12 protein-coding genes are annotated in these 14,847 nt (G+C 51.3%); 9 read left to right on the top strand and 3 right to left on the bottom strand.

Annotation, left to right across the window (positions count from 1 at the left end):
* Window positions 1-138 precede the first annotated feature (138 nt).
* Window positions 139-564, top strand: a complete 426-nt coding sequence (mscL, locus tag VN23_RS02795) for a large conductance mechanosensitive channel protein MscL (RefSeq protein WP_046353315.1) — start codon at window positions 139-141, stop codon at window positions 562-564.
* 114 nt (window positions 565-678) lie between these two features.
* Here the strand turns inward: mscL and VN23_RS02790 are convergent, their stop codons facing one another.
* Entirely contained in the window at window positions 679-1,023 is a 345-nt protein-coding gene (locus VN23_RS02790) for a hypothetical protein (protein ID WP_046353316.1), read from the bottom strand.
* A gap of 175 nt (window positions 1,024-1,198) precedes the next feature.
* On the opposite strand from VN23_RS02790, the gene hutC reads away from it, so the two are divergent.
* The 5 genes from hutC (at window position 1,199) to hutH (ending at window position 8,579) form a co-directional block, all read left to right on the top strand.
* Window positions 1,199-1,906: a histidine utilization repressor gene (hutC, locus tag VN23_RS02785; RefSeq protein WP_046353516.1), complete on the top strand. Its 708-nt coding sequence runs from the start codon at window positions 1,199-1,201 to the stop codon at window positions 1,904-1,906.
* A 666-nt stretch (window positions 1,907-2,572) separates the two neighbouring features.
* A complete protein-coding gene (gene hutI, locus VN23_RS02780) occupies window positions 2,573-3,814 on the top strand; it encodes an imidazolonepropionase (protein ID WP_442905414.1) in 1,242 nt (413 codons plus the stop codon).
* A gap of 242 nt (window positions 3,815-4,056) precedes the next feature.
* Entirely contained in the window at window positions 4,057-4,986 is a 930-nt protein-coding gene (gene hutG, locus VN23_RS02775) for a formimidoylglutamase (protein WP_046353317.1), read from the top strand.
* Window positions 4,987-5,170: 184 nt separating this feature from the next.
* Window positions 5,171-6,841, top strand: coding sequence for a urocanate hydratase (hutU, locus tag VN23_RS02770; RefSeq protein ID WP_046353318.1), 1,671 nt, complete (start codon window positions 5,171-5,173; stop codon window positions 6,839-6,841).
* A gap of 202 nt (window positions 6,842-7,043) precedes the next feature.
* Complete coding sequence (hutH, locus tag VN23_RS02765) at window positions 7,044-8,579, top strand: histidine ammonia-lyase (protein ID WP_046353319.1); 1,536 nt, start codon at window positions 7,044-7,046, stop codon at window positions 8,577-8,579.
* A 76-nt stretch (window positions 8,580-8,655) separates the two neighbouring features.
* Here hutH and VN23_RS02760 read toward each other — a convergent pair whose 3' ends face one another.
* Together VN23_RS02760 and VN23_RS02755 are read right to left on the bottom strand one after the other, a co-directional pair.
* On the bottom strand, window positions 8,656-9,273 hold the full coding sequence (locus VN23_RS02760) for an OmpA family protein (RefSeq protein WP_052746761.1): 618 nt from the start codon (window positions 9,271-9,273) through the stop codon (window positions 8,656-8,658).
* 3 nt (window positions 9,274-9,276) lie between these two features.
* Window positions 9,277-9,711 (bottom strand): FecR family protein, encoded by a 435-nt coding sequence (locus tag VN23_RS02755; RefSeq protein WP_052746762.1) that lies wholly within the window; start codon window positions 9,709-9,711, stop codon window positions 9,277-9,279.
* A 311-nt stretch (window positions 9,712-10,022) separates the two neighbouring features.
* Here VN23_RS02755 and VN23_RS02750 point away from each other — a divergent pair, with 311 nt between their 5' ends.
* The 3 genes from VN23_RS02750 to VN23_RS02740 all read left to right on the top strand — a co-directional run bounded on the left by VN23_RS02750 (window position 10,023) and on the right by VN23_RS02740 (window position 14,723).
* Window positions 10,023-12,173, top strand: a complete 2,151-nt coding sequence (locus VN23_RS02750) for a CHASE2 domain-containing protein (RefSeq protein WP_046353320.1) — start codon at window positions 10,023-10,025, stop codon at window positions 12,171-12,173.
* 9 nt (window positions 12,174-12,182) lie between these two features.
* A complete protein-coding gene (locus tag VN23_RS02745; RefSeq protein WP_046353321.1) occupies window positions 12,183-13,556 on the top strand; it encodes a hypothetical protein in 1,374 nt (457 codons plus the stop codon).
* Between the two features lie 411 nt (window positions 13,557-13,967).
* Window positions 13,968-14,723: a M48 family metalloprotease gene (locus VN23_RS02740; RefSeq protein ID WP_046353322.1), complete on the top strand. Its 756-nt coding sequence runs from the start codon at window positions 13,968-13,970 to the stop codon at window positions 14,721-14,723.
* Window positions 14,724-14,847: the final 124 nt, after the last annotated feature.

Here is a 14,847-nt window from a genome sequence, read left to right as displayed (position 1 = left end):
CCCTACAATGCTCAATGCTTGCCATTGTGCGGCAGCATCTAGCTAAGTTGACAGGATTGCGACTCCCCCTTAAAACACCTACCTATTTTTTAAAAGAGAGTTTGTCCATTGTTAGTCACTAAGCAACAGGGGTATCGCATGTTTAAAGAATTCAAAGAATTTGCAATGCGCGGTAATGTAATTGATTTAGCCGTTGGTATTATCATTGGTGCGGCTTTTGGCAAGATTGTTGATTCTCTGGTAAAAGACATCATCATGCCGCCCATTGCCATGCTCATGGGCAAGGTAGATTTTGCTAATCTGTATTTCTTATTATCTGAAGGCAAGACCCCTGCGCCTTACGCTACTTTAGATGCCGCGCAAAAAGCGGGTGCGGTCACACTCAATTACGGTGTATTTATTAATGTGATGATCAGCTTTGTGATCGTAACTTTTGCAATATTTGTGGTCATTAAAGGCCTGAACAAGCTTAAACGCGAAGAGGCCATTGCGCCTGCAGCGCCTGCTGCTACACCCGAAGATATTGAGCTACTACGCGAAATTCGCGATTTACTTAAAAAATAAGCACCGCACCCTGATTTAAAGCATGGGTAGCCTACTGCCCATGCACTCCCCTTTTGCCTCATTCCCTCCGGTTTAAAACAATAAACAATTGCAAACAAATTACATAGAACATCATCATTTAACTAAAATCGCCCTAAATATCAAAAAGAATCTCTTCATATTACGCTCAGCAATTACAACGGCAATCATCAAATCATAAAAACCATAGGCCCGCACATAGGCATAACGCTCAAATAAATTTCTATCAATTTTATCGATAATGCTTTCTGCCTGAGTGCTCAGATAAAGTTCAGTTTTCTCACACAAACGCTGATAGCCTAGCCCGCCAATCAGCAACAGCGAGATTAAGCCCAGTAATAAAAGCCCGCCGAGCAACTGCCGGCTTAACGAATGCAAGGCCGTATGCGGCTCTGCAATCGCTGCTTTTTCCTTTAAATCACTGAAGCATGCCATGCTCATGGCACACATCTCACCGATAAAACTGACATTAAATTTCAATAACAAAATAGAAAAATAAGGCTATATATATGTAGGCTATATAAATTAATACATATAACTTACCCAATGAATGATCCTCATTCATAATCTTATTTCTACTTTTCCCCAGCTTCCCGCATCACGCTACAATGCTGCCATGAACAAACCCATTCACTTACGTATCCGCCAATTTATTCTGGAAGGCATACGCGAACGGCGCTTTTTGCCAGGCGCAAAAATCCCCACCGAAGCCGAGCTGGTTTTGCAATTTGGCGTGTCCAGAATGACCGTCAATAAGGCGGTGCGTGATTTAGCCAGCGAAGGTGTGCTGATCCGCTTTGCGGGGGACGGCACTTATGTAGCCGAGCGCAAAGCCGAATCGCCGCTGCTGGATATCAATAATATTGCGGAAGAAATTGCCTACCGTGGCCACCGCTATCGCGCATCGGTGGAGCTGCTGCGCGCCGAGCCAGCTCAAGACGAAATCGCACTCTGGCTGGGCCTCGTGACAGGGGAAACGCTGTTTCACTCGCTGATTGTGCATTTTGAAAATGACAAAGCAATCCAGATCGAAGATCGCTACGTTAACCCCGCTTTTGCGCCGGATTATCTGCAGCAGGATTTCAGCATCGAAACGCCGAACGCTTATTTAATGAAAAGCTGCCCGCTGACCGATATCGAGCACACGGTAGAAGCCGTACTACCCAACACCACCGAACAAACCTTACTCAATATCGCCGCCACCGAGCCCTGCCTGCGCGTACTGCGCCGCACTTGGTCACATAAGCATCTAGTCAGCTTCAGCCGCCTGTTGCACCCTGGCAACAGCTATAAACTGCGCTCGCAAACAAGAGTGAAAAAGTAAATTCGTAGTGGACATGCTTTTATGTCCACGATAGGAATCAAATTAGGTATTTGTCATAATTCGAACGCACAGCACGAACATCGTATCATCGTAGGGCGGGTGAAACCCGCCAGACTTTGACCCGAAATGCTATGGAAATGGCGGGTTTCACCCCACGTGCGCTAACCAAAACAAAAAAAGACCTTTTTAGTGCCTTCGGCACATTGATTTAGGTGCGGGGGTCCCGCGGGACCTTCCTTTCTTGTGTGGCCAAGAAACGAAGCCAAAGAAGGCCACCCCGACCAGCACGAAAGCCCCTCACTGCGGATAATCGGCCCAGCGAAAAAGGCTGCTCGCTCGCTGCCTCGCTACCCCTTTTCCGAAACCCCGAGCCGCTTATTCCTCGCTTCGGCGTGCTTCAAGGGGATTTTTAAGCCCCATGCAGAGAACGTGGTCATTATGTTTTTCCGCTACTTGCTAAGGAAAAAGCAAATTGGTTAGCGCGCATAAGGTTTCATCCGCCCTACGAGTTCAAGGCCTAGCGCTCCACCAGCGCCTCATCTATCTATACAAAAACGCCTCAGCACCCCGCCAATTAGCAATCAATCCAGCCTTATTAGACCTTTCCCTGCTTGACATCAACAGCAAAATGCGCAAATGTATATACAATTACACAGCCGGCTGTCGATGATGACCCACACTACAGAATCGCTTTGGATTAACGCCCGCCTTGCTACCCTGGCGACCAAACACAACGCCGCTTACGGCGCGCTGCATGGTCATGCTTTGTGGATTAAGGGCGAAGTCATCCATGCGATTTTGCCTCAGGACGAGGCCTTGGCCGAGTTTGCGGGCAGAGGAGAAATCATCGATGTGGCTGGCTCATGGATTACCCCAGGTCTAATTGATTGCCATACCCATCTGGTTTATGGCGGCAACCGCGCAGCGGAATGGGAAAAGCGCCTGACCGGCGTGCCTTACCAGCAAATTGCCGCCGAAGGTGGCGGGATTGTTTCTACGGTGAACGCCACGCGGGATTTATCGCAAGCTGACCTCGCAACACAAAGCCTGCCGCGCCTCTTGGCCCTGATGGATGAAGGCGTCACCACGCTGGAGATAAAATCCGGCTATGGCCTGCGCCTTTATGATGAATTAAAACAGCTGCGCGTGGCCCGCCAGTTTGGCGAAAATCACCCTATTGAAATTGCTCCCACCCTGCTCGCCGCCCACGCCCTGCCGCCCGAATTTGCCGGCCGCAGTGATGAATATATTGATGAAGTGATTTCGCGCATTCTGCCTGCCGCCGCCAGCGAAGATCTGGCCGAAGCAGTAGATGTGTTCTGTGAAGGCGTCGGCTTTAGCCCCGCCCAAACCCGCCGCGTATTTGCTGCCGCCAAAGCGCATGGCTTGCGTGTAAAAGGCCATGTAGAGCAGCTCTCTAATTTGCACGGCGCGGCGCTAGTCGCCGAGTTTAACGGCTTATCCGCCGACCATATCGAATACCTAGACGATGCAGGCATTGCCGCAATGCAAGCCGCTGGCACGGTGGCGGTGCTTCTGCCCGGCGCGTTTTACTTTTTGCGTGAAACACAAAAGCCCCCTATTGCGGCGCTACGAGCTGCAGGCGTGCCGATGGCGGTATCCACCGACCTCAACCCCGGCACCAGCCCCTTCGCTTCCATCCGCCTCGCGATGAACCAAGCCTGCGTGCTATTTGCCTTAACGCCCGAAGAAGCCCTCACCGGCACCACTCGCCACGCAGCTCAAGCACTGGGGCGCGCAGCCACACACGGCCAGCTGGCCGCAGGATTTGTCGCAGACTTTTTAGTCTGGAATATCGACCACCCGGCAGAAATCATCTACAGCCTAGGCACGCCCCTGCTCAAACAGCGAGTGTTTAGAGGTCTTAGGAATATTGTTAAACCCTGAACCACAGAGGACACAGAGAGCACAGAGTTCCACAGAGAAAATCTGACTCGCTTTCAGTTAATCACCAGATCTGTAAAAGCGTGCAGGCCACCTGTTTCACCTATCAATAGCTAGTCATCTGTCTTTGTATTTCTCTGTGAAACTCTGTGTCCTCTGTGCTCTCTGTGGTTCAAGATTTAGCACCCGCAACACTTTATGCTTCACCAACTTAGCACTCGAATAATTTTTAACAGGATAAAACCATGACCGTCTGGACTGGGCGTATTGATGCTGCTGAAGGGGATGCAGCGCGGCGCTGGCATCAGGTAGTGCAGCCCTTATCTACGAATCAGCCCGCAGGCATTGCCCTGCTTGGCTTTGCCTGTGATGAAGGTGTACGTCGCAATCAGGGGCGGGTGGGGGCGGTGGCGGGGCCGGTGGCTTTGCGTAAAGCACTGGCGAATCTGGCTTATCACCCCACTCTGCCGCTTTATGATGCGGGGGATGTGGCTTGTGAAGATGGCGATTTGGATGCCGCTCATCAACGCTTGGCGGCTGCGGTGAGCCAAAATATTCAGGAAGGTCATTTTTCGCTGGTACTCGGTGGCGGGCATGAAACGGCTTTTGGCCATTGGCTGGGGATTGCCAACGCTCATCCAAACCAGCGCATCGGCATTGTCAATTTCGACGCGCATTTTGATTTGCGCGAAGCCTCTGAGGCCACATCCGGCACACCCTTTGCCCAGATAGCCGCTACATGCGCCCAGCGTGGGCAGGATTTTAATTACCTCTGCATGGGCGTGGCCGAAACCGCCAATACCGAGGCGCTGTTTAATAAAGCGCGGCAACTGCAAGCCTCATGGCGGCTCGACACCGACATGACACCGTGGCAGCTGACAGAAACACAGGCGCAGCTACAAGGCTTTATCAATCAGGTCGACGTGGTTTATCTGACGATTGATTTGGATGTATTGCCTGCGGCGCAAATGCCTGCAGTCTCTGCCCCCGCAGGCTTTGGCGTGGAAATCAGTGTGATCGAGCATCTTAGCCGGCTGCTTGCAGCCAGTGGAAAACTCGTCGCAGCAGATTTAGTGGAATTCAATCCCCTGTTTGATACCGACAGCCACGGCGCAAAAGCCGCCGCCAGACTGGCATGGAGCATTTGCAGAAGCTTTAAACCTTTAAAAACCTAAGTTCTGTAGACACGGAGAACACGGAGTTTAAAAACAGAACACAGAGAAAACCTTGAGAAATACAAAAAGTTAAGTTTTATGTTTTGTTTTTCTCTGTGTGCTCTATGTTCTCACTGATCTCTGTGTCTACAGAACTTTTTGACCTTACTGACTTACCCGCCATCTCATCAATCGGAGCCTGAAAATGACTGACCCACGCCATGATCCTTCCCGCGTCATTCGCGCGCCACGCGGTAGCGAGTTGACTTGTAAAAGCTGGCTGACTGAAGCCGCTTTTCGCATGATTCAGAACAATCTCGACGCCGAAGTGGCCGAGTATCCGCAATCCTTAGTGGTTTACGGCGGGATTGGCCGTGCGGCACGCAATTGGGAATGCTACGACAAGATTCTGGAAGTGCTGACCCGTCTGGAAGACGATCAAACGCTGCTGATTCAATCAGGCAAACCGGTTGGCGTGTTTCCATCGCACCCCGATGCTCCGCGCGTGCTGCTGGCTAACTCCAATCTTGTGCCTCACTGGGCTAATTGGGAACACTTCAATGAGTTAGATAAAAAAGGCCTGATGATGTACGGCCAGATGACTGCAGGCAGCTGGATTTACATCGGCAGCCAGGGCATTGTGCAAGGCACTTACGAGACTTTTGTGGCGATGGCCAAACAGCATTTTGGCGGTGTAGCACAGGGGCGCTGGGTCTTAACCGGCGGCTTGGGCGGCATGGGCGGCGCTCAGCCACTGGCCGCAACGATGGCAGGCTTCTCAATGATCGCCGTAGAGTGCGATGAAACCCGCATCGATTTCCGCCTGAAGACGCGCTATGTAGACCGCAAAGCCACCACGCTGGATGAAGCGCTGGCCATCGTGGCCGATGCCAAAGAGACCGGTAAGCCGGTATCCGTTGGACTATTAGGCAATGCCGCTGATGTGTTTGCCGAGCTGGTTGCCCGTGGCATTACCCCCGATGTCGTCACAGATCAAACTTCGGCGCACGACCCAGTACACGGCTATTTGCCGCAGGGCTGGGATATTGCCAAATGGCGTGAGGCACAAAAAACTGATCCGGCTGGCGTCACCAAGGCTGCCAAGCAATCGATGGCCAAGCAAGTACAAGCGATGCTGGATTTACAAGCGCGCGGCGCGGCAACCGTCGATTACGGCAATAACATCCGCCAGATGGCGCTGGAAGAAGGCGTAAGCAACGCATTCGACTTCCCCGGCTTTGTACCCGCCTATGTACGCCCGCTGTTTTGCGAAGGCATCGGCCCTTTCCGCTGGGTAGCACTATCTGGTGACCCAGAAGACATCTACAAAACCGATGCCAAGGTTAAAGAGCTGATCCCGGATAATCCGCACCTGCACAACTGGCTGGATATGGCGCGTGAACGTATCGCCTTCCAAGGCTTGCCAGCGCGTATTTGCTGGGTAGGCCTCAAAGATCGCGCCCGTCTTGCGCTGGCATTTAATGAGATGGTTAAAAATGGCGAGCTGAAAGCCCCGATTGTGATCGGCCGCGATCACCTAGACTCTGGCTCGGTAGCCTCACCGAATCGTGAAACCGAAGCCATGCTCGATGGCTCGGACGCCGTATCCGACTGGCCACTCTTGAACGCGCTCTTAAATACCGCAGGCGGCGCAACTTGGGTGTCGCTACACCACGGCGGCGGCGTAGGCATGGGCTTTTCCCAGCATTCAGGCGTGGTGATTGTGGCTGACGGTACAGATGCCGCCGCCAAACGCTTAGGCCGCGTATTGTGGAACGACCCCGGTACCGGCGTCATGCGCCACGCCGACGCAGGCTACGACATCGCCAAAAACTGCGCTAAAGAGCAGGGCTTAGATTTGCCGATGATGAAGTAAAAGGCAGCGATATAAACCCTAAGATCTGCAGACACAGAGCACTCGGAGTTAAAAACTAGAACACGGAGAAACCCTTGAGGAAGCACAAAAATTATATTTTTCCTTTTGTTTTTCTCCGTGAGCTCTGTGTTCTCACTGATCTCTGTGTCTACAGAACTTTTTAGCGCGCACCACCCTACAAAAACACACACTGGATCACACAATGAGCACATTTAATATCAAGCCCGGCCAATTGACGCTTGCTGATTTACGCAAGATCGCTCGTGATGAAAGCATCACCCTTAGCCTTGATGCATCTTCCCATGCTGGCATCGATGCCGCTGCCGCTACCGTGGCACGTGTTCTGACTGAAGGGCGCACGGTGTATGGCATTAACACCGGCTTTGGCCTGCTTGCCAGCACCAAGATTGCTACGGAAGAGCTGGAGCTACTGCAACGCTCCATCGTGCTTTCTCACGCGGCGGGGATTGGCAAGCCGATGGAAAACGGCACAGTGCGTTTGCTGATGGCGCTAAAAATCAACTCGCTGGCCCGCGGTTTTTCCGGCATTCGCCGCTCGGTGATCGAAGCGCTGATTACCCTATTTAACCATCAGATTTATCCAGTGATCCCGCAAAAAGGCTCAGTCGGCGCATCGGGCGATTTAGCCCCGCTATCCCATATGAGCGCCGTTTTGATCGGCGAAGGCGAAGCCTTTGTTGATGGCAAACGCGTCACTGGCGCGGCAGCGATGCAAGCCGCCAACCTTGATCCTATCGTGCTCGCCCCAAAAGAAGGCTTGGCACTATTAAACGGCACACAGGCATCGACCGCCTTTGCGCTGGAAGGCTTATTTGCTGCTGAAGATTTATTTATCGCCGCCTCCGTTGCAGGCAGCTTATCGGTCGAAGCTGCCATGGGCAGCCGCACACCATTCGATGCTCGTATTCATGCGGTACGCGGCCATGCTGGGCAAATTGATTCGGCCAAGCTTTACCGTGACTTGCTAGGGGACACCAGCGAAATTGCCCAGGCCCACGCCAACTGCGGCAAGGTGCAAGACCCGTACTCACTACGCTGCCAGCCACAGGTGATGGGCGCATGCCTAACGCAAATCCGCAATTCGGCAGAAACTTTGTTGGTGGAAGCCAATGCCGTATCGGATAACCCGCTGGTATTCTCTGACGACAATGTGATTCTGTCTGGCGGCAATTTCCACGCCGAGCCGGTGGCCTTTGCTGCGGATAATCTGGCGCTGGCGATTGCCGAAATCGGCTCTTTGTCTGAACGCCGTATGGCGCTGTTGATCGACAATAATCTTTCTAAATTACCGGCCTTTTTGGTGAACAACGGCGGCGTGAATTCGGGCTTTATGATTGCCCAAGTGACAGGTGCTGCGCTGGCTTCTGAAAATAAATCGCTGGCTCATCCCGCATCGGTAGACAGCCTGCCTACGTCCGCCAATCAGGAAGATCACGTTTCCATGGCCACTTTTGCTGCGCGCCGCCTTAAAGACATGAGCGAAAACACCGCAGGTATTCTGGCGGTGGAATTACTCGCAGCCTGCCAAGGAATTGATTTCAGAGCGCCAAACAAAGCCTCCGATAAGCTGGAAGCCGCTAAAGCCCTGCTGCGCGCCGAGGTGACTTTCTACGATAAAGACCGCTACTTTGCGCCTGATATCGAAAAAGCAGCGGCCCTGATCAGCCGCGCGGCTTACAACTCATTTAGCTTGCCGGGTTTACTGCCTTCGGTTTAAAGCAGAACCATTTACTCCCAATAAAAAAGCCCGCTTCTTATACAGAAGCGGGCTTTTATTTGAAGCTTAGCAATCATCAGCGAATAGATACTTCAACTCGCCTATTTCTAGGCTCAAGCACCTCATCAGGCGTTAAGACTAATAAATTGCGCTCGCCGTGTGATTCTACCGTCAGCGAATTATATTTCAGCCCCTTTTGCTTCAGCATTTCTGCAACCAGAGTGGCGCGCACCAAGGCCAGCTCTTCGTTCACCTCAGCCTTGCCTAATGTATCGGTATGCCCCAGCACCGAAATGTCCACCGCCGGCCATTTTGTGGCCTCTGCAATAATTTCTGACAGCAACAGCTCAGATTCATGGGTCAGCATGGTATCAACCTGGAAATAAATCAGGTAATGCCGCGGTATTTTAGGCCGGGCTGCCATTGCATCGCCAAAATCCTCTTTGATTTTTTCCTGATCAATTGCGGCAGGTGCTTCAGAGCCGTCAAGAAGCGCACCATGGCCTGCCGTTTTAATCGCTTGCTCGCCTTTATCTCCTTTAATCACCACCTCGCCGGTGCGCCCATCAGGATTTTCAAGCAAAACGATATAAGAATTCGATGCGCACCCTTGCAGCAATAAAACCGCAATAAACATCATGAGCATCAAAAATGAAATGGGGCGCTTGGCCCCATTTATAAGGTTCAAAGGCATGTATTACTCCTCAACTTTCACCAAAAACTGTGTGCCCCGTACCCCGATCATGCCGGCAGGAGTGCGAATAGCAACGGCATCAGGCTGCAATTTAGCGATGATTCCAGAAACATAGTTCATCGTTCCCTTGGCCAGCATGCTCACAATTTTTAACTTGCCTTGGGCCGGTGCATAAAGATACTCATCCACAGTAAGCTCAGTATCGGGGCCAAAAGACATCACAGTTTCGTCCTTAAAAGTAAGGCCCATGCTGCTTTTTGCTGCCGTTTTCAAAATGCTACCCTGCAGCACTGCAGTACCTACTTCGGCTTTGACTACCTTGCCTGCCGTCGTTACAGAAGCCTCACCCATCACGTTTTTCACGTAGGCAATAGGCGTTTCAGCGGCCCAGCCCGCTGAGGATAATAGCAGCCCGCACATAAAAGCTAATTTAAACATAACTTCTCCTCCATCACACTGATGAGCAGGTATGAAACATTGTCAGCTTAACACGCATGAATCAACGTTTAATACCCATCTCCCTAGCATGCTGACAGCCGTAAGCAACTTACTCCAAACGGTTAAATCCAGCAGATCTAAGGTATATTTTGCTTATTCAATCAAGCTCCAAAACACATACTGCCCCCAAGCAGACTACGCTATGCCGATTACAGATGAAGTATGGCTTTTACCAGGCCTCTCGACTCACAATAAACTAAGCTGAATATCAGCTCGCTCTTGGCGTAAGAAAACCCCACTAAAAACAAACCATGATCAATCAATCACTCAAACGCCTTGGTTTTTTCCTCCCGCTCGCCTCTGCTTTTTTAGGCTTGGCACTGCTACTAACAGATGCATCGCCACTGCAATCCTTACGCAACAACCTATTTGATCAATATCAGCGCTGGTATCCGCGCATCAATATCAACACAGCGGTGCGCATTATTGATATTGATGATGAAAGTCTGCGCCGCCTCGGCCAATGGCCCTGGCCACGTACGCGATTAGCTCAACTAACGGATCAATTGCAAAGTGCAGGTGTTGCTGCCATCGGTTTTGATGTGGTTTTTGCTGAGGCAGATCGTACTGCACCACGGGCAATGGCCGATCTTTGGTCACTTAAAGGCCCTTTACGCAGCGAGCTTGAAGCTCTGCCCGACCACGATCAGGCCTTTGCACAAAGCATCAGCAAGGCCAATATTGTACTGGGATTTACTGTGCAGCGTGGCACACTGACAGGTGAACTCAGCACGGCAAGCGCTACCGCACTCAGCCATCGCCCGTTTCGCTATATTTACGCAGGCCCGCCCCCCACGAGCTGGCTGCACACTTTTCAAAGTGCCATCCTTGCACGGCCAGAGCTCGAAAGTGCAGCCAAGGGCAATGGTGCGCTTAATTTTGTGCCAGACAACGATGGCGTAGTGCGGCGGATTCCTCTTTTATTACAACTAGCAGACGAGCCTGTCCCCACCCTTGCAGCAGAAATTCTGCGAGTGGCTCAGGGTACTCAAAATTATGTTTTAAAAACACAGGCACTGGGCATCAGTGAAATAAAAATAGGCCAGTTTCAGATCCCAACCACCCGCAGTGGCGAAGTCTGGATGCATTACTCACGCGAGTCACCCCAGCGTTATTTACCTGCCTGGAAGCTGATCGCAGGGCAAATTCCTGCAGAGCAACTTAAAGGCAAAATGATTTTGATTGGCAGCTCGGCACAGGGCTTAATGGATTTGCGCTTTAGCCCGCTTGGCCGTATTTTGCCCGGTGTAGAAGCACACGCTCAGCTGCTGGAGCAAATTACGAGCGGCCATCTCCTGCAGCGCCCCGGCTGGGCCAGCTTTGCCGAAATTATCAGCACCCTACTGGGTTGCCTGGCTATCGGCCTGATTGCAACACGCAGCCGGGCACTGATTGCGGCCAGCACCACGCTGGCCTTACTGGCGCTGGTACTGCTTAGTGGCTGGTATGCCTTTCGCGAGCACACACTGCTTATCAATACCGTAACGCCTGCATTGGCTTTTACCGCCACATTTATCCTTGGTAGCCTGCTGCATCACTGGATGAGTGAGCGTGAGCAGCGCTGGATTAAGCAAGCGTTTTCCCGTTATGTCTCCCCCAACCGCGTCAGCCATCTGATCGAGCACCCGGATTCAATGGCACTGGGCGGACGGCGACAAGAATGCAGCTTTATTTTTACTGATTTAGCCGATTTCACCAGCCTGATGGAGAGCATCGACCCTGCTCAGGCCGTTACTTTACTAAACGACTACCTCGATCAGATGATCGCCATTGCCTTTAAACATGAAGGCACACTGGATCGAATTGTAGGCGATGCGGTGGCGATTATGTTCTCCGCGCCGCTTACGCAAGCCGATCACCGCGCCCGCGCCCTCGGCTGCGCGATGGAAATGGATGCTTTTGCCAGCAACTATTCCGATACGCTTCAGGCAAAAGGCTTTCAGTTTGGCAAAACCCGGATTGGTATTCATTCAGGGGAAGTCATCGTGGGCAACTTTGGCGGCTCCACTATTTTTGATTATCGGGCATTGGGTGATCCAGTTAACACCGCAGCGCGATTAGAGAGCGTAAACAAACACCTAGGCACCCATATCTGCATATCTGAAGCTACACTATCGGGCTGCCCGGACGCCTTAGTACGCCCTGTTGGCCGCCTTGTTCTCAAGGGGAAAAATCGGGCACTACAGGTGTTTGAGCCGCTCACCGAAGCACGCTTAGCAAACTATGCACCGCTAGAATTGTATTGCAGCGCCTACCAGGCCATGGCTCAGGAAGCATCGAGCGCCGCCAGCGACTTTAGCGTTCTTGCCCTAAGCTACCCCCATGATCCCTTGCTTGCTTTGCACCATCAGCGGCTTAGTAAAGGCGAAAAAGGCGATCTGATTGTTATGGCAGAAAAGTAAGAGGCCCCAATGAGCACCGCAAAAATCAACCGCTTTATCCAAATCTTTAGCGATGCTTTTGCCCAATTATCGGTATCCATCGCGATGCCTGAGATCGAGCACTTAGCCGTACTGGTACACCGTGTGATGGAAAATAGAACACGCAAATACCACACCGCGGCGCATATATTCGAGCTTTGCGAAGACCTCAGTGCCAGGCCACAGCTTGCGGCACTTTTTCATGATCTGGTGTATTACCAACTGGATGGCAGCTTCCCAAAAAAAATAGCCCCCTTGCTCAACAATGTATGCCATATCGAAAATGGCGGCTTTATTTTGCAAGAGCTAAATAATGACGCACTGGTCATGTGTGCCGATATTTTTAATTTCAAGCCCCATCAGGCCCTGCCACTCTATGGGGGAATGAATGAGTTTTTAAGTGCCGTTGTCGCTGTCAGGCTGATGCAGCCCTATTTGCCTATGAGCGATCTGATTGCCATTGTGGCCTGCATTGAAGCCACGATCCCTTTCCGGGGATCTGATGAAAATGGCAAAGATTGCTCTGAGCTACTGGCAGAAAAAGTAAGCATTCAAAGCAAAAAATGGCTGACGGAACTCACCGATGCAGAAGCCGATGAATACCTTGCACAAGTGATGCAAGAAGCGATAAGCCTGAGCAATATCGATGTAGGTGGCTTTGCGGAGCCCAACCCCGGTAAATTCTTATCCGCAACCTGGCTGCTCATCGAAGAAGCCAATACCCCGCTCAACACGGTAGGCGTGTATACCCTGCAAGACTATCGCATGGCCTTATTGCGGATGGAAGAATTCCTGCACGGGCTTAAAGCAGAAGTTGTTTTTCACCAATATGCCGATCTGCCAAGCGATGCGGAATACCAACGGCTTACTGAAGCGGCACGTAGGAATATTGTTTTTTCCTGTGACTTTCTGGCCTCCAAACTCACCTCCATCGCCCTGATTGAAGCGATGGCCCTGGCAACTGGCGGCGATTGCCCGGTATCAATGTTTCTTGGTGACATCCACGGCATAAGCAGCGCGCCAGATCGGGCCGAGAATTTTCTTCCGCCTGCCCATACGGCCAGCGATGTTCGCCCGGCACTGCTGCAAATTTTTGAACAAGGCCGCTCAGAGGAAACCTACTCTGATCTGAATGCCTCCCCACTCACCGCCTATCTCTATCGCAGCCTAGGCCATCAGGGCACATTTCAAGCCTGGTCTCTGGCACGGCACTTTTTTTCTGGCCAATTATCGCCGGAAGATTTTCTCAAAAGCCTGGATCACAATTTGGTTATGTCGATTATCCAAGCCTGCATGCATATTGCGGCTTCGCGGCAGGTGGGCTTGCAAGCACTGCACAACATGTTGTCTGAAGCGCAGCACTGATCCAGCGCTTTTTAGCGGCAAGATGGAGAAGCGCCCAGCCCCTCGCACTTCTTCATCAATTTTCAATCAATAGCACCCCAAAGCGGCCGCTATTATTGTTTATCAACGTAAGTAAAAATAATAATGTTCTTAACTTATTTACAGATACACTCTTACAGAGTTATAAAGCACGCCTTGCGCCATCTATGCCATCAGAATGGTGAATTGATCAGGCACTGCCCAAAAACAGTGTATTGCTAAGTCAATCAGGAAAGGGGAGCAATTCCCAACCTACCCGGTACTACTCGCCACGACTGCATTGCCCAATCACAGCACGTTTTTTTAAATACACGGATGGCCGCGTGATATCAATCATTGCTCAAAACAAGTGGTTATTTTGAGCAATACACTTATTTAACTAAGGAAGTTTGTATGAAACTGCGTTCTATCGCCCTGACTGGTCTCTTTACCTGTTTACTAGCCCCTGCTGCCTCTGCATTTGATCTTGGCGGCCTTATCAAAGCAGGCGAGCAAGCATTTCAAGCCGCTACGCTGTCAGATACCGATGTCAAATCACTGGCCAACCAAGCTTGCGTGCAAAGCGATTCTGAATCAAAAATTGCACCCGCTAAAAACAAATACAGCAAACGCATGGATGCCATTTCCAAAAAACTGGGCACGGATATCAATGGCCAAGCTGTTAATTACAAAGTGTATTTAACCAGTGATGTAAACGCATGGGCGATGGCCAATGGCTGCATCCGCGTCTACAGCGGCCTGATGGATCTGATGACAGACGATGAAGTGATCGGCGTAGTGGGCCACGAAATGGGCCATGTGGCACTGGGCCACTCCAAAAAAGCCATGCAAACAGCCTACGCTGTTGCTGCAGCCCGCACCGCAGCAAGCTCATCCGGCAATGCTACCGTGGCTCAGCTTAATGGCTCCGATTTAGGCGAATTTACTGAAGGCCTGATCAACGCCCAATTCTCGCAATCGCAAGAATCAGACGCAGATAACTTCTCTTTTGATGTATTAACCCAGAAAAAACTAAACCGTGAAGCCTTAGCCACTGCATTCCAAAAACTGGAAAAACTAGGTGGCGGCGATCACAGCATGTTGAGCTCGCACCCGGCATCTGCTGATCGCGCTAAAAATATTCAAAACCGCATTGCTAGCGGCAAATAAGCGCTAAACGTATGAAATGGTGAGGGCGTTTGCAGCGGCTTCAGCTGCAAACGCCCTCACCACAAGCCCCATCTCTCCTTATAAATCTCTGCTCGCCATTATCTTTTCTTGATAAATGGCACAT

Source organism: Janthinobacterium sp. B9-8 (assembly GCF_000969645.2).
Classification (GTDB): domain Bacteria; phylum Pseudomonadota; class Gammaproteobacteria; order Burkholderiales; family Chitinibacteraceae; genus Iodobacter.
Note: the sequence above shows the minus strand (reverse complement) of the source record. Positions and strands in the feature narration are given on the sequence as shown.

What these genes read in the sequence shown, in the direction of transcription:
- hutG (WP_046353317.1), top strand. Translation starts at nt 4,057, where the DNA reads ATGACCGTCTGGACTGGGCGTATTGATGCTGCTGAAGGGGATGCAGCG.
- hutC (WP_046353516.1), top strand. Translation starts at nt 1,199, where the DNA reads ATGAACAAACCCATTCACTTACGTATCCGCCAATTTATTCTGGAAGGC.
- VN23_RS02790 (WP_046353316.1), bottom strand. Translation starts at nt 1,023, where the DNA reads ATGAGCATGGCATGCTTCAGTGATTTAAAGGAAAAAGCAGCGATTGCA.
- hutU (WP_046353318.1), top strand. Translation starts at nt 5,171, where the DNA reads ATGACTGACCCACGCCATGATCCTTCCCGCGTCATTCGCGCGCCACGC.
- VN23_RS02750 (WP_046353320.1), top strand. Translation starts at nt 10,023, where the DNA reads ATGATCAATCAATCACTCAAACGCCTTGGTTTTTTCCTCCCGCTCGCC.
- VN23_RS02755 (WP_052746762.1), bottom strand. Translation starts at nt 9,711, where the DNA reads ATGTTTAAATTAGCTTTTATGTGCGGGCTGCTATTATCCTCAGCGGGC.
- hutI (WP_442905414.1), top strand. Translation starts at nt 2,573, where the DNA reads ATGATGACCCACACTACAGAATCGCTTTGGATTAACGCCCGCCTTGCT.
- mscL (WP_046353315.1), top strand. Translation starts at nt 139, where the DNA reads ATGTTTAAAGAATTCAAAGAATTTGCAATGCGCGGTAATGTAATTGAT.
- hutH (WP_046353319.1), top strand. Translation starts at nt 7,044, where the DNA reads ATGAGCACATTTAATATCAAGCCCGGCCAATTGACGCTTGCTGATTTA.
- VN23_RS02760 (WP_052746761.1), bottom strand. Translation starts at nt 9,273, where the DNA reads ATGCCTTTGAACCTTATAAATGGGGCCAAGCGCCCCATTTCATTTTTG.
- VN23_RS02740 (WP_046353322.1), top strand. Translation starts at nt 13,968, where the DNA reads ATGAAACTGCGTTCTATCGCCCTGACTGGTCTCTTTACCTGTTTACTA.
- VN23_RS02745 (WP_046353321.1), top strand. Translation starts at nt 12,183, where the DNA reads ATGAGCACCGCAAAAATCAACCGCTTTATCCAAATCTTTAGCGATGCT.